General features: G+C 70.5%; 12 protein-coding genes. 1 reads left to right on the forward strand and 11 read right to left on the reverse strand.

Translation table 11 applies throughout. The features are described 5' to 3' along the window. Positions 1-12 precede the first annotated feature (12 nt). From ACTWPV_RS25780 to thrC, 11 genes are all read right to left on the reverse strand, one after another. Entirely contained in the window at positions 13-1,299 is a 1,287-nt protein-coding gene (locus ACTWPV_RS25780) for a glycosyltransferase family 4 protein (RefSeq protein ID WP_443153748.1), read from the reverse strand. A 57-nt stretch (positions 1,300-1,356) separates the two neighbouring features. Beyond that, entirely contained in the window at positions 1,357-2,622 is a 1,266-nt protein-coding gene (glyA, locus tag ACTWPV_RS25785; RefSeq protein ID WP_443153749.1) for a serine hydroxymethyltransferase, read from the reverse strand. 178 nt (positions 2,623-2,800) lie between these two features. Then, positions 2,801-3,175: a hypothetical protein gene (locus ACTWPV_RS25790; protein WP_443153750.1), complete on the reverse strand. Its 375-nt coding sequence runs from the start codon at positions 3,173-3,175 to the stop codon at positions 2,801-2,803. Next, entirely contained in the window at positions 3,175-5,280 is a 2,106-nt protein-coding gene (locus ACTWPV_RS25795; RefSeq protein ID WP_443153751.1) for a hypothetical protein, read from the reverse strand. Before ACTWPV_RS25795 ends, ACTWPV_RS25790 begins: the two co-directional genes overlap by 1 nt. A 175-nt stretch (positions 5,281-5,455) precedes the next feature. Further along, positions 5,456-6,103 carry an L-threonylcarbamoyladenylate synthase gene (locus ACTWPV_RS25800; protein ID WP_347621765.1) on the reverse strand — a complete coding sequence of 216 codons (648 nt, stop codon included), beginning with the start codon at positions 6,101-6,103 and terminating at the stop codon, positions 5,456-5,458. Between the two features lie 122 nt (positions 6,104-6,225). Beyond that, positions 6,226-7,080: a peptide chain release factor N(5)-glutamine methyltransferase gene (gene prmC / locus ACTWPV_RS25805; RefSeq protein WP_132595529.1), complete on the reverse strand. Its 855-nt coding sequence runs from the start codon at positions 7,078-7,080 to the stop codon at positions 6,226-6,228. Further along, complete coding sequence (gene prfA / locus ACTWPV_RS25810; RefSeq protein WP_347643790.1) at positions 7,077-8,129, reverse strand: peptide chain release factor 1; 1,053 nt, start codon at positions 8,127-8,129, stop codon at positions 7,077-7,079. The genes prmC and prfA overlap by 4 nt, the downstream gene beginning before the upstream one ends. A gap of 87 nt (positions 8,130-8,216) precedes the next feature. Beyond that, entirely contained in the window at positions 8,217-8,435 is a 219-nt protein-coding gene (gene rpmE / locus ACTWPV_RS25815) for a 50S ribosomal protein L31 (RefSeq protein WP_132518486.1), read from the reverse strand. A gap of 256 nt (positions 8,436-8,691) precedes the next feature. Continuing rightward, on the reverse strand, positions 8,692-10,710 hold the full coding sequence (gene rho / locus ACTWPV_RS25820; RefSeq protein ID WP_347643789.1) for a transcription termination factor Rho: 2,019 nt from the start codon (positions 10,708-10,710) through the stop codon (positions 8,692-8,694). Between the two features lie 457 nt (positions 10,711-11,167). Continuing rightward, positions 11,168-12,076 (reverse strand): homoserine kinase, encoded by a 909-nt coding sequence (gene thrB / locus ACTWPV_RS25825; protein ID WP_443153752.1) that lies wholly within the window; start codon positions 12,074-12,076, stop codon positions 11,168-11,170. Positions 12,077-12,129: 53 nt separating this feature from the next. Then, the gene (gene thrC, locus ACTWPV_RS25830; RefSeq protein ID WP_347643787.1) at positions 12,130-13,188 is read right to left on the reverse strand and encodes a threonine synthase; all 1,059 of its coding nucleotides are present in this window, start codon (positions 13,186-13,188) and stop codon (positions 12,130-12,132) included. A 302-nt stretch (positions 13,189-13,490) separates the two neighbouring features. On the opposite strand from thrC, the gene ACTWPV_RS25835 reads away from it, so the two are divergent. Continuing rightward, a complete protein-coding gene (locus tag ACTWPV_RS25835; RefSeq protein ID WP_443153753.1) occupies positions 13,491-14,894 on the forward strand; it encodes a glycosyltransferase in 1,404 nt (467 codons plus the stop codon). The last annotated feature ends 12 nt before the right edge of the window (positions 14,895-14,906 follow it).

The raw sequence follows: 14,906 nt of genomic DNA on the forward strand, positions 1-14,906 counted from the left end.
TCTAGTTCGCGATCACGAACGCCCTGGATGGGCAGGAATGACCGGATTGCCCTCGGCCGTCGAGCGGCCCTGCGGCGAGCCGTCTCCCGGCGGCGGCATCCGCCGCCTGACCTCGGGCTCCGGCGGGATCGGCGGCATCGGCCCCGTGGGCGGACCGTCGTCGTCGGGGTCGTCGCGCGACACCGAGTGCGCCCCGCCCCTGCCCCGCCAGCGCGGCAGGGCCATCAGCACCAGCACGGCCAGCGCCAGCACGATGACCACGGGGAACAGCAGGACCGGCACGCCGATCGTGGACATGCCCACAATGCCGAAGGCGAACAGGAACGCCCACGCGTACATGATCAGCACGGACCTGCGGTGCGAGTGGCCGATGTCCATCAGCCGGTGGTGCAGGTGGCCGCGGTCGGGCGCGAACGGCGACAGGCCGCGCGAGGTGCGCCGCACCACCGCGGTGATCAGGTCGACCAGCGGCAGCACCAGCACCGCGGCCGGCAGGAGCAGCGGCAGCAGCACCGGCACCTTGTTCATGCCCTCGATGATCGCCGGGTCGAGCGGCGTCACGGTGACGATCGACGAGGCGAGCACGAGGCCGATGAGCATGGCCCCCGTGTCGCCCATGAAGATCTTCGCCGGATGGAAGTTGTGCGGCAGGAAGCCCAGGCACGCGCCGATGAGCACGGCGGCGATGGCGGCCGTCGTCGTGATGCGCCCCCCGCTGATCTCCTCGGCCAGGAAGATCGAGTAGGCCCAGGTGGCCATGCCCGCGATGCACACGACCCCCGCCGCCAGGCCGTCGAGCCCGTCGACGAAGTTGACCGCGTTGATCGTCACGACCACGACCATGATCGTGATGACGGTGCTGAGCGTGTAGTCGAGGCTGGTGGAGCCGCCCCAGTCCTGCGGCAGCGGGATGTAGAGGAGCCGCAGGTCGAAGAAGACCAGCACACCGGCCGCCGCGATCTGCCCGGCGAGCTTGACGAAGGCGTCCATGCCCCACCAGTCGTCGAGGAAGCCCGTGACCGTGATGAGCCCGCCCGCGACGATCAGCGCGATGACGGCGTCGCCGTCGGACTCCGCCAGGGCCGCGCCCGTGTGGGTGAGCCTGCTGGCCACCAGCAGCCCCACGACCAGGCCGCCGTACATCGCCAGGCCGCCAAGCCTGGGCGTGGGCGTGGTGTGCACGTCGCGCTCGCGAACCTCGGGCATGGCGCCGATGGCGATGGCGAAGCGGCGCACCAGAGGCACCAGCAGGTAGGTCACCGCTGCCGAGATGAGCGCCATGAAGAGGTATTCGCGCACGAACCTAGTTTCCCGGATGCTCCGGCCCGCTGTGACCGGAAAACGACACAGACCGGCTCAAAATTCGCTGAGATATGGCTGATGGATGGCGAGAAGGGCCGTCACCCTTGCCCTGACCTCCTCCGCGCCGCCCGGATCGCGCACGACCCTGGCGACCAGGGACCCCAGCTCCTTCAGATCTTCCGGCTCCATGCCCTGCGTCGTCACGCACGGCGTACCGACGCGGATCCCCGAGGTCACGGCCGCCGGCTCGGGATCGTACGGGATCACGTTGCGGTTGAGTGTGATGCCCGCGGCCGCGCACCTCCGCTCCGCCTCGACACCCGACACCCCCGCCCCGCGCAGGTCGATCAGCGCCAGGTGCGTGTCGGTGCCTCCGGACACGGCCCGCATGCCCTCCGCGTCCAGCGACGCCGCCAGCGCCCGCGCGTTCGCGATCACCTTTCTGGCGTAGCCGGCGAACTCCGGCCGCATCGCCTCACCGAACGCCACGGCCTTGGCCGCCACCACGTGCATGAGCGGCCCGCCCTGGACGAACGGGAACACCGCCCGGTCGATCCTGGCGGCCAGCTCCCCCGTGCACAGGATGGCGCCGCCGCGCGGCCCGCGCAGCGCCTTGTGCGTGGTGAAGGTCACGACGTCCGCGTACGGCACCGCCGACGGGATCGCACCGCCCGCCATCAACCCGATCGGATGCGCCACGTCCGCCAGCAACCACGCCCCCACCTCGTCCGCGATACCGCGGAACGCCGCGAAGTCGATCAACCTCGGGTACGCCGTCGCGCCGCACACGATGAGCTTCGGCTGGTGCCGCAGCGCCAGATCCCGCACCTCGTCGTAGTCGATGAGTTCGCTGTCACGACGCACCCCGTACGACACGACGTCGAACCATTTTCCCGAGAAGTTCACCTTGGAACCATGCGTGAGATGGCCGCCGTGCGGCAGGGCCATGGCCAGCATGGTGTCACCCGGCTGGAGGAGCGCCGCGTAGGCGGCCAGGTTCGCCGAGGCGCCCGAGTGGGGCTGGACATTGGCGTGCTCCGCCCCGAACAACCGGCACGCCCGCTCGATCGCCAGCCGCTCGGCCCGGTCGACGACCTCGCAACCGCCGTAATAGCGCCTGCCCGGGTAGCCCTCGGCGTACTTGTTCGTCAGCGTGGAGCCCAGCGCGGCCAGGACGGCGGGCGAGGTGAAGTTCTCGCTCGCGATCAGCTGGATCCCGCCGCGCACACGTTCGAGCTCGTCGAGCAGAACCTGCGCGAGCTCGGGATCCTGCCGGCGCAGCAGCCCGAAGTCGGGACCGTAGTAGGGTTCCGCACCCATTTCCCCACTGTACGACCTGGTGTCCGTCTCTCCCATAGAGAGGTGATGCCCGGAACTTCAGGGATGCGCCCGCCACGGGCGGAGGGCCCCTTCGATCCGGGCAGCGAGCCGTCCTGCGCGCCCGCTCGTCCGCGCCGGCCGCATGCCGCGGCAGACGAACGACCGGACGCGCACCCCGTCACTGGAACGCGTGCGGGGCGCTGGCCGTCGTCTGGATCCACCTCGGCGTGTCGGCGGCCTCGTCGCTGATCGCCGTCAGCACGGCATGCCGGTAGACCGACAGCCTGGTGCGCCACTCACGGATGTCCTTGACGTAGCGCTCGCCCACCGGGGCGTCCCACGTCTGCGGGCTCTTGGCCAGGGCGTACGCCTTGTCCAGAATCGTTCTGAGCGCCTCCAGCTGGGGCAGGACGGTGTTCCATGCGACGACCAGGCGCTGGTAGTCGGGATTGAACTCCCAGGCCCGCTGCGGGTTGTCCAGGGGGCCCGTGGAGCTGATGGGCGGGGTCTCGTCGCGCTGCCTGGCCTTGGGGGCGGGCGGGTCCACGTACATCACGCGCTCCTCTCCGGAGTCCCGGGATCGACCGACCCGCTCGGGCCGTCCGGCCTGATGTCCTCGGGCGTCCACCGGCCCTCGCCGTACTCACCCGGCGGGACCGCGACGGAGGGCATGTCGGCGGGCTGGATGTCCCTGTGGTGCTCGATGACCGTCCTGAGCGCGTCCAGGTCGGGCGGGGTGACGTTCACGGAGACCACAGCGCCGCCGTCGCCGCCGTCCCGCCGTCCGGACCCGTCGGCGGGGTCGCTCCAGGCGGGCTCGGTGCCGTAGGCGATCTGCACCGTGTAGGCCGGGCCCGTAGCACCCGCTTGACGTGGTTCCGCGGCGTACACGGTCGCCGCCCCGTCACCCCGTCCCGTTGCGCGGCCGGGGTCGGAGTCGGCGACGGCCGGGGTGCCGGTGGGCGGGTCGGCCGAGGGATTCGTCGGCGGGATCCTGACGGGTTCGCCCTGCTCACCCCTGCCGGTTCCCTGGCCTCCCGTCTCCTCGTCACCGGTTCCTCGGTCGCCACCCTCACGCTCACCGGGGTCACCGGCTCTACGGTCGCCCTGGTTTCCGGCCTCACGACCACCCGTGTCCTGACCGTCACGCGTACCTTGGCCTGGTTCGTCCCCCGCTGGTCTGCTGGGCGTCGTCCCACCGTCGCCAGGAGCCGTGTCGCCTGGTGTCCTGCCCGTGCCATCCGGCTGCTCGCCGGGGCCAGGGGCGCAGGTGCCGTCCTTGCCCCCTGCGGAGTCACCCGACGGCGGGGGGGTCGCGTCGCCGGTGCTCGGACGGCCGGGGTCGACGGAGCCTGCGGGGCCGTCAGGGCGGATGTCGCGTTCGGCCCACTCGCCCTTGCCGTATTCGCCCGCCGGAACCTCGACCCGCGGCATGTCCAGCGGCCGGATGTCGCGGTGCTGCTCCACCACGGTGTTGAGCGCGTCCTGGCCGGGCGGGGTCGTGCCGGCGGAGACCACGTCGCCGCCGTCGTTCGCCCAGGCGCTGACGTCGGAGGCGGCGGTGGTGTTGTCGGCCGGCACCCGGGGCATCTCGGCCGGGACCACCTTGTCGGTGTTCTCCAGCAGGTCTTCGAGTTGCTCGGCGGTGGGCGGGTCGAGCGGCACCTGCAACACCTTGACCCCGTCGACCACCACGACCTGCGGTTGGTTCACGCCCTGCGCGTTCTGGGCCGGAGTGTCGGACGGGTCGTCCCTCGTGCCGGTCTCGGCCTCGGCACCGCGGTCACGTCTGCTGTCCAGCTCGTCGTCCTTGGGCATGCCGACAGGCTGATCACCGCTCCGGGCGTCCTGATCGGTCCCGGCGTCCCGATCCGTGCCGGTGTCCTGACCTGTGCCGGTGTCCTGACCTGTGCCCGTGTCCCGACCTGTGCCCGTGCCTTTGTCGTCGTCGCAGCCGTTCCCGCCGGGGTCGGTCCCGGACCGGCCGTCCCCTCGGGGCTGGTCATCCGTCCGGGAGTCATCACCGGTCCCCGGCTGGTCACCCGTCCCGGGTTCGTCACCGGCTCTCGCGCTGCCGCCTGTCCCGGGCTGGTCGCCTGTGCGGGGCTCCTCGCAGGTCTTCCCGTCATCACCCTTGGGAACGTCGTCGCTCTTCGGGGCATCCCCGCCCTTCGGAACGTCGGTGTCGCCCTTACCGACCCCCCTGTCCTGGTCGGTCTTCGGGGCGTCACCCGTCTTGGGAGGAGCGTCACCGCTCCTGGGCGGATCGTCGGCGGACTTCGGAGGAGCATCACCGGTCTTCGGCGGATCGTCGGCCCTCTTCGGAGGGGTCTCGTCGGTCTTGTCACCGGCGCGCGGATTCTCGTACCGCTCCCGATCCCCGCGGACCCCCTTGGATTCGTCGGCGGCCCCCGCCCCCGTCCCAGGCGGATCGGCGCGCTTCTCCAGCACCCCGAGCCGGACGTTGACGTCTTTGATCATGGTGTCGACCGCGTCGGCGATCTGGGCGGGACGGTGGGTGGTCTGGGTGGAGAGCCCGGCCCGGTTCATGGTGAGCCGGACCTGGTCCTCGACCTTGCGCATCTCCGCGGCCGCGTGTTTCGCCTCGGCCAGCAGGTCACGGACCAGCTTGGGATCCATGCCGTCGAACTTGCCCATGGGCCACTCCCGACGTCCGATGAGAAACCCGCCACGTGGACTGCCGCGACGGCGGTGGCCGGGGACGACAGCGGGGCGGCAGTCGGGCGAGCAGGTTTCTCGATGGCAGCCGCTCCGCGCCTCACCGTAATTCGGCGCGAGCGCGACCGCAGCCGGAATAAGCAGCCGGTATACGTCAGTCGTCGGTGGCGACGTAGCCGATGATGCCGCGCAGTTTCTCCACCGGGATCGCCCCTCGCCGCAACATCCTGGGCACGGCCGTGGTGAGGTCGAGGATGGTGGAGGGCGTCTGGTCGGTGGTCTTGCCTGCGTCGAGATAGACGGCGACCGACTCTCCGAGCTGCTCCTCCGCCTCCTCTGCCGTGGTGGCGGCGGGCGCGCCGGAGCGGTTGGCGCTGGAGACGGCCATCGGCCCGGTCTCCTTGAGCAGGTCGAGGGCGACGGGGTGGAGCGGCATGCGGACGGCCACCGTGCCCTTGGTGTCGCCCAGGTCCCAGGAAAGGGCCCTGTTGGCCTTGCAGACGAGCGTGAGCGGCCCCGGCCAGAACGCGTCTATCAGGTCCTGCCCATAGGGCCCCAGGTCGTCTATGAGCGCTGTGGCGGCCCTGACGGTGCCCACCAGCACCGGCGGCGGCATGTCACGGCCCCGGCCCTTGGCGTCGAGCAGTGCGGTGACCGCCGCCGGGGTGAATGCGTCGGCGCCGAGGCCGTAGACGGTGTCGGTCGGCAGCACCACGAGCTCGCCACGGCGTACGGCGGCCGCCGCCTCCGTCAGGCCTTCGGTCCGCTGCTCGAGGTCGGAGCAGTCAAAGCGTCTTCCCACGGTTTCGTTGCCTCGCTCCGCTCGGCTACGAGCGGCGCTCTCGAGGCCTCCTCCCCTCAACTCGTTCGGTGGCTTCGCTCCCTCTCGTCGCGCGAGAGAAGGCCGGGCCGCTGGCGTGCATCTTAGTCCTGGCCCAGGCGGGCCGTGACGAAGCGGTCCCGTCTGGTGAGATCCTGGCGCAGGCGTACGTCACGCCAGCCGTTGTCCTCGGGGAACGTCAGGTAGACGGCCCTGCCCTGCTCGTCGGCGTGCTCGACGGCCACCCAGCCGCCTGGGCGCAACAGGCGGCGGGCCGTGCGCTCCACCGCGCGCACCTCTCCCAGCCCGTCGTCGCCGGAGCCGAAGAGGGCCCGGGTGGGGTCGTAGTCGCGCACCTCGGGGTCGCGCGGGATCGCGCCGGGCGGGATGTAGGGAGGGTTGGAGATGACCAGGTCGACCTTGCCGTTGAGCTCGGGCAGCGCCTCCGCGAGGTCTTCCGGGTGCAGGTGGGTGCGGCCCTGGCCGTGCTCGGAGATGTTGCGCTTGGCCCAGGTGTACGCGCCGGGGTCGACCTCCACGGCGTGGACCTCGGCCAGCGCCACCTCCTGGGCGATGGAGAGCGCGATCGCGCCCGAGCCGGTGCCGAGGTCGACCACCAGGGGGGCGGTGACGTCCATCGCGCGCAGCGTCTCTATGGCCCAGCCGGCCATCACCTCGGTCTCCGGCCGCGGCACGAACACGCCGGGCCCGACCGCCAGCTCGAGGTAGCGGAAGTAGGCGTGGCCGGTGATGTGCTGCAGCGGCTCGCGGGCCTCGCGCCTCGCCACGCCCTCCCAGAACAGCGCGTCGAAGTCAGCGTCCCTGACCGTGTGGAGCTCGCTTCTGCGCACGCCGTGGACGAACGCCGCGATCTCCTCAGCGTCGGTGCGCGGTGAGGGGACACCTGCCTCGGCCAGCCGGGCAGTGGCCAGGGCGATCTCGTCCAGCAGAAATGTCATGAGTGTTGTGCGAGCTTCTCCGCCATTTCGGCGTCAATAAGGGCTTGGGTGACGGCGGTGAGCTCGCCGTCGAGAACCTGGTCGAGGTTATACGCCTTGAAGCCGACCCGGTGGTCGGAGATGCGGTTTTCCGGGAAGTTGTAGGTGCGTACGCGCTCGGAGCGGTCGACGGTGCGGACCTGCGACTTGCGCTCGGCCTGAGCGGCGGCGTCGGCCTCCTCCTGCGCGATGGCCAGCAGCCGCGCGCGCAGGATGCGCAGGGCCGACTCCTTGTTCTGGAGCTGGCTCTTCTCGTTCTGGCACGAGACGACGACGCCGGTGGGCAGGTGGGTGATGCGGACCGCGGAGTCGGTGGTGTTGACGCTCTGGCCGCCTGGGCCGCTGGAGCGATAGACGTCGACGCGCAGGTCGTTGGGGTCGATCTGGACGTCGACCTCCTCCGCCTCGGGGTAGACGAGCACGCCTGCGGCGCTGGTGTGGATGCGGCCCTGGGACTCGGTGACGGGCACCCGCTGCACGCGGTGCACGCCGCCCTCGTATTTGAGCCTCGACCACACCCCCTCGTCGCCCTTGGCCCTGATGCCGACGGTCACGTCTTTGTAGCCCCCGAGGTCGGAGGGCTGGTTGTCGATGATCTCGGTCTTCCAGCCGAGCCGCTCGGCGTAGCGCAGATACATGCGCAGCAGGTCGCCCGCGAACAGCGCGGACTCCTCGCCGCCCTCGCCCGCCTTGATCTCCATGATGATGTCCTTGTCATCGTTGGGATCGCGCGGGATGAGCAGGTGCCTGAGCCGCTCCTCCAGCTGGGGGACGCGCTCCTCGAGCTCGGCCGCTTCGGAGGCGAACGTCTCGTCCTCACCGGCCAGCTCTTTGGCGGCGGCCAGGTCTTCGCGGACCGACTCGAGCTCGCGGTAGGTGCCGATGATCGGCGTGAGCTGGGCGTAGCGCCTGCCGAGGGTGCGGGCCTTGTGCTGGTCAGCGTGCACGGCGGGATCTCCGAGCTGCAGCTCCAGCTCGGAATACTCCTTGAGCAACTCGTCGAGATTCACCGTGCGTCCTTCGTCGTGGTTTGGGGCGTCGCAACCGACAACGCCGACCCGGCGCACCGGGGTGCGTCCGGGCCGGCGTCGGTGGAGCTATTTGCCCGCGGGCTTCTTGCCGAAGCGCTTCTCGAAGCGAGCCACTCGGCCGCCGGTGTCGAGGATCTTCTGCTTGCCCGTGTAGAACGGGTGGCAGGCCGAGCACACGTCGGCGTGGATCACGCCGTTCTTCGCGGTGCTCCGCGTGGTGAACGTGTTGCCGCAGGAGCAGGTCACCTGCGTCACGTGGTATTCGGGGTGGATGTCGCGCTTCATCGCTGTCCTTTCGGGCTGCGGCCGCCGGGTCGCCCTGATCGCAGGGCGTGAACCGGAACCGCAAAATGGTCAGCTACCAGTGTGCCAGATCGTGCAACCATCCCAGGCCATCAGGGATTCCCGATCAAGCTCGGCGGGCGCGGCCGGTGACCGTCAGGCCGGGCCCTCGCTCGTACGGCCCCCCTCGTGAACGCCGCGAGAGGCGGCGGGGACACCCCGTCCGCCTCTCGCGTGACGCACCGCCGGCAGAAGGCCGTCAGTCGCGGTCGTTGCTCACCGTGGTCTTCTGGACCTGCAGGAGGAACTCCGCGTTGGACTTGGTCTCCTTCATCTTCTCCAGGAGCAGCTCGAGCGCCTGCTGCATGTCGAGCGCGTGGAGCACCCTGCGCAGCTTCCAGACGATCTGGAGCTCTTCCTTGGCCATGAGGATCTCTTCCTTGCGCGTGCCGGACGCGTCGACGTCGACCGCGGGGAAGATGCGCTTGTCGGCCAGGGAGCGGTTGAGCTTGAGCTCCATGTTGCCGGTGCCCTTGAACTCCTCGAAGATGACCTCGTCCATCTTGGACCCGGTCTCGACCAGGGCCGTGGCGAGGATCGTCAGCGAGCCGCCGTTCTCGATGTTGCGGGCGGCGCCGAAGAAGCGCTTGGGCGGGTAAAGGGCGGTGGAGTCGACACCGCCCGACAGGATGCGACCGGACGCCGGGGCCGCCAGGTTGTAGGCGCGGCCGAGGCGGGTGATCGAGTCGAGCAGGACGACCACGTCGTGGCCCAGCTCCACCAGGCGCTTGGCCCGCTCGATGGCGAGCTCGGCGACCGTGGTGTGGTCTTCCGCGGGCCGGTCGAAGGTCGAGTGGATGACCTCGCCCTTGACCGACCGCTGCATGTCGGTGACCTCTTCTGGCCGCTCGTCCACGAGCACGACCATCAGGTGGCACTCGGGGTTGTTGCGGGTGATCGCGTTGGCGATGGACTGCAGCACCATCGTCTTACCGGCCTTCGGCGGCGAGACGATGAGACCGCGCTGGCCCTTGCCGATCGGCGACACGAGGTCGATGATCCGCGTGGTCAGGATGTTGTGCTCGGTCTCGAGGCGCAGGCGCTCCTGCGGGTAGAGCGGCGTCAGCTTGTTGAAGTCGGGCCGGTTGCGGGCCTGCTCGGGGTCCATGCCGTTGACGGTGTCGAGGCGGACCAGAGCGTTGAACTTCTCGCGCCGCTCACCCTCGCGGGGCTGGCGCACGGCGCCGGTGATGACGTCGCCCTTGCGCAGGCCGTTGCGGCGGATCTGGGCGAGCGAGACGTAGACGTCGTTGCTGCCGGGCAGGTAGCCGCTGGTCCTGACGAACGCGTAGTTGTCGAGGATGTCGAGGATGCCGGCGATCGGGATGAGCACGTCGTCGTCGCCGATGACCGGCTCGCCGCTGTCGAAGCGGTCGCGGCCACGGCCACGGTTGCGCTCCCTGAAGCGGCCCCTGCGCCCGCGCCCGCCACGCTCGTCGTCATCGCCGCCGCGCTGGTCGTTGCGCTGGTCGCCGCGGTTGCCCGAGTCGGTGCCGCGCTGGTCGCCCCGGCCGCCGTCACGGCCGTCGCGGCCGTCACGACCACCGTCACGACCGTCACGACCGCCGTCACGGCTGCTCTCCGACCGGTCGCCGCCGGAGCGGTCTCCCCGGTCGCCGCGGTCTCCCCTGTCACGCCGCTCGCCGCGGCTGCGGCGCTCGCGGCGGCTCTCGCCGCGCTCGGAACGCTCGGGGCGGGTGTCGTTCTGGCCATTCTCCGCGGGCTGCGCCTGCTGCTGCTCGACGACCGGCTCGGCCGGGGCGGCGACAGGCTCGGGCGCGGCGGAGGTCACGGGGCTCGCGGAGTTCGCGGCCACGGGCTCGGCGGCGGCGGGCTGCTGGGCGGCCTGCGGTGCGGGCTCCTCCGCGGTCTTGCGCGACCGCTCTCTGCGCGTCCGGGTGGGCCGCTCCGCGGCGGGCGTCGCCTCCGCCGGGGCCGAAGCGGACGCCTCGGACGCGGCTGCGGGAGCCGAAGCGCCTTCGCCGGAACCGCCACCCTGCTTCTCCTGGATGGCCGCGATGAGCTGGCTCTTCCGCATGCGCCCGGTCCCGCTGATGCCCAGCTCGGCCGCCATCTTCTGCAGCTCGGGCAGCACCTTGGCGGACAGGCCGGTGCCGGAGCGACGCGCACGCGGCTTGGCCGGGGCGCGGGTGGGGGTGTCGCCGGACGCGGGCTCAGCGCCTGATGCGTCGGAGAGGAGTTCGGTGGTGTCGCTCAACTAAAAGGTCCTTCCCAGGGGTCGGGCGCCGGTTTTGTTCTGCCGGGCGTCCCGGAGGTGCTTGCGATCCGGCGGGACAGACCGGGTCGGGGTGCACTCTGCGATCTTCGGCTGTCGCTGGAGACGGCCGCCACTCTTGGGGAGGGGCTCGTCCAGGCCGCCACAGGACCGTGGCGCGTGGCTGACACCCCCCAGATTGCTGTCGCCAACCAGATGTCGAGATGATTCGAACGCACAGATCCCCGTCGTCGCCACCTCGCGTTGAGCCAACCGGGTGTGGGCCAACCGGAGGCAACGGATTCCGGGGAGACAGCCGCGCTGCTCACGCCTCGCGACGTGAAGCATGATGCAGCGATGTGTGGCTGACAAGCACGCACCCACCAAGGGGGCATCTGGTGCGGCTATCAGCCTAACATCACCAGCGCACACGGCTATTCCCTGAAGGTCTAAAGAGGCATCAGCGTGTCTCGGGGAACTGAACGTTCGCACCAACCGGGTCGACGTCCATTTGCTGGATGTGCCAGTCATTACCCACTTCTGGCGCGATCAAATCCTGCGAATCCGATGTAAGGAACGCAAGAACCGCGGGACCCGCTCCCGAAACGACCGCGGGCACACCCACCGCACGCAGACGTTCTACCAGATCCGCGCTCTCCGGCATCGCAGGCGCGCGGTAAGGCTGGTGGAGCCGATCTTCTGTCGCGGCGAGCAGAACCTCTCGCTCGGGCCGTCGGGTCAGCGCGGCGATCAGCAACGCGGCCCTGCCGGCGTTGAAGGAGGCGTCCTTGTGGGGCACATCCTTCGGCAGCAACCCCCTTGCGGCCTCCGTGGACAGCCGGGTCGACGGGACCACGACCACCGGACGGATGCGCTCGTCGGGAGTCAGTTTCACCATACGCGGCACCCCCGTGTGGTCGCACCAGGCCACGGTCAGCCCGCCGGCCAGGCAGGGGGCGACATTGTCCGGATGGCCCTCCATCTCGGCGGCCAGCGCGAAAACCTGGTCGTCGGAGAAATTTGTCAGGCCGGCCAGCGCCCGCGCGGCGAGGATGCCCGCGCACACGGCCGCCGACGACGACCCGAGCCCGCGGGCGTGCGGAATCCTGTTACGGCACCGCAGGCGGATCCCGGCCGGTTGGGGCACGCCCATGCGGGCGAACGTCGTGCGCATGGCTTTGACGATCAGATGGCCCTCGCCGAGATCGACCTCACCCGCGCCCTCTCCCTCGACGGTGACGGCGGCCCCCGGCTCCCCGGTGAGCGCGGCCTCGACCTCGTCGTGCAGGCTCAGTGCCAACCCGAGCGTGTCGTAGCCCGGCCCCAGGTTGGCCGATGTGGCGGGCACGCGGATCTGAACAGTGCTCACGTTTGCCTCATGATTCCTCACTTCCCCCGTGGCCCCCGCGCCCTGGTGTGGCGTCAGGCGAGGTTGAGCGCCGCCGCCGCGGCGTGGACGTCGATGGGGATCACCACAGGCGCCGGCGCACCCGAGATGGCCCAGTCGGGGTCTTTCAGGCCGTTGCCCGTGACCGTGCAGACGACACGCCGCCCTGGCTCGACCATGCCCTGCGCGTGAGCCTGCAGCAGGCCCGCCACGCTGGCCGCCGACGCGAGTTCGACGAACACGCCCTCTTCCTGCGCCAGCAGTTTGTACGCCGCCGCGATCTGCCGGTCGGTCACCGCCTGGATGGCCCCGCCCGACTCGTCACGGGCCGAGGTGGCCAGCGACCAGGAGGCCGGGTTGCCGATGCGGATCGCGGTGGCGATCGTGTGCGGGTGGGCGACGGGCGCTCCCGCCACGATGGGCGCGGCCCCACTGGCCTGGAAGCCGAGCATGCGCGGCCGCTTCGTCGCCACCCCGTCGTCGGCGTATTCGCGATAACCCATCCAGTAGGCCGAGATGTTGCCGGCGTTGCCCACCGGGATGCAGTGGATGTCGGGCGCGTCGCCCAGCGTGTCGACGATCTCGAACGCCGCCGTCTTCTGCCCCTGCAGCCGGTACGGGTTGACCGAGTTGACCAGCGCGATCGGGTAGTTGGACGACAGCTTGCGGGTCATCTCGAGACAGTCGTCGAACGACCCCTCGACCTGCAGCAGCGTGGCGCCGTGCACGAGCGCCTGGGCCAGCTTGCCCATGGCGATCTTCCCCCGTGGCACCAGCACGGCGCAGGTCAGCCCGGCGCGGACGGCGTAGGCCGCGGCCGAGGCCGAGGTGTTGCCGGTGGAGGCGCAGATGACCGCCTTGGCGCCCTCTTCGACCGCCTTGCTGATGGCCATGGTCATGCCACGGTCCTTGAAGCTGCCGGTCGGGTTGGCGCCCTCGACCTTGAGGTAGACGTCGCACCCCGTCAGGGCGGAGACGCGGTGCGCGGGCACCAGCGGCGTGCCGCCTTCGAGCAGCGTGACGACGGGCGTCTTCGTGGTCACGGGAAGACGCTCTCGGTATTCCTCGATGAGGCCACGCCACGACCTGCTCATGATGGACTCCCTACCTGCGGTGTTCGGCACAGAGTGTACGGGGTGCGGACGACCGTCGCGGAGCCGCGTCCACGGGCCGGACACGGGAACGGGCACGGGAACGGGCACGGGGACGGACGCAGACCACGTACCCCTGCCCCGGACAGTCGTTGGACAGGGGCACTATTCAGGAAATTCTCAGCATCTCCCGATAAGGTCTCGGCCAGGGGGTCACCACCATGAACGCGCGTCCTGCTTTGAGGCAGAACGACTATTCACCAGTAGCGGTTCCGCAGCTAGGCGCCTGGTCACCGGATCTGTCCGTGAGCGTGGTGATACCGGCTCACGGCGGGCAGGGGCTCGATCTGACGCTGGCCGCTCTGGCCGCGCAGACGTACCCGGACCATCTCATGGAAGTCCTGGTCGTCGACGACGGCAGCGATCCGCCGATCCGGCTGCCCGAGATCAGGCCGGTCAACACCCGCGTCGTCCGCGTGCGCGACGGCTGGGGCATCTCCAACGCCGTCAACACGGGCGTCAAGGCCGCCGACGGCGAGATCATCCAGCGCCTCGACGCCGACATGGTGGCCTGCCGCGAGCACATCGAGGCCATGGCCCGCTGGCACCACGTGACCGACTATCTGGTCAGCATCGGCATGAAGAAGTTCGTCGACACGCCGCCCGTCACGCCACGCCAGGTCTTCGCGGCGCAGCGCCTGGACGAGGTGTTCGACCTGGCCGAGGCCGTGCCGAGCTCCACCGAGGCGACGATCGCCAAGACCCACGGGCTGCGCAAGAGCCGCAACCCCTACCACGTGTGTACGGGCCCGACCTTCGCCCTGCCCAGGGAGATCTTCCACGCCGTGGGCGGTCTCGACCCGAACGTGGTGCGAGGCGAGGACACCGAGTTCTCCTACCGGCTGGCGATGCACGGCGTGGTGTTCGTGCCCGAGATGGAGGCGCAGGCCGTGCACCTGGGGCTGCCCTCGCAACACCGTGACAGGGAACGCGCCGTGCGGGCGGTCGAGCCGTACCTGGCGCACCGGATCCCGCTCCGCAGGGATCTGCGGAAGGACCGCGCGCGGCGGTGGCTGGTGCCGTACGTCGAGATCGTGCTCGACGTGACCGACACGTCCGAGTCCGTGGTGCGGCGGGCGGTGGCGGCGGCGCTGGACGGCAAGCTGCAGGACGTCGTGGTGACGCTGGTCGGGCCGTGGTCGCGGCTGGACGACGAGCGGCGCGTGACGCTGTCCGACCCGTGTTTCGAGCTGCGGCTGATGCGTGATCTGTTCGCGCACGACGAACGCGTGCGCCTCATCGACGAGGCCGCCCCGACGCCCGCGCCGGCGCCGTTCCGCTATCGAGGGCCGGCGGACGTGCCGCTGCACCGGGCGACGCTGGAGCGCATGATCGAATCGGTGCAGAAGGATCTGGCGGGCATCCTGATCGTGGACCTGCCCGACGGGCGCTCCGCCCGGCTCGAACGCACCTCGGCGCTCGGCCGCGCCGTGCTCCTGTCGCCTTCGACGGGCTGGGCGGGCGCGGACCTGGACGACGTGATCGACACCACCCATGGGGTACGCCACGAGCCCTCAGACCGCTACTGGCCCGCGCCGCCCGCGCCCGCGCCGGAGCCGGTCACCATTCCCGCCCAGGTGCCGGCGCCCGCGGAGCCGTCCGAGAAGACCCTGCTCAGACGCCTGAAGTCGGCCCTTCGCCCCAGCTGACCGCGCGCTGGG

The sequence above is a fragment of the Nonomuraea sp. KM88 genome (assembly GCF_052245635.1).
Taxonomy (GTDB): domain Bacteria; phylum Actinomycetota; class Actinomycetes; order Streptosporangiales; family Streptosporangiaceae; genus Nonomuraea.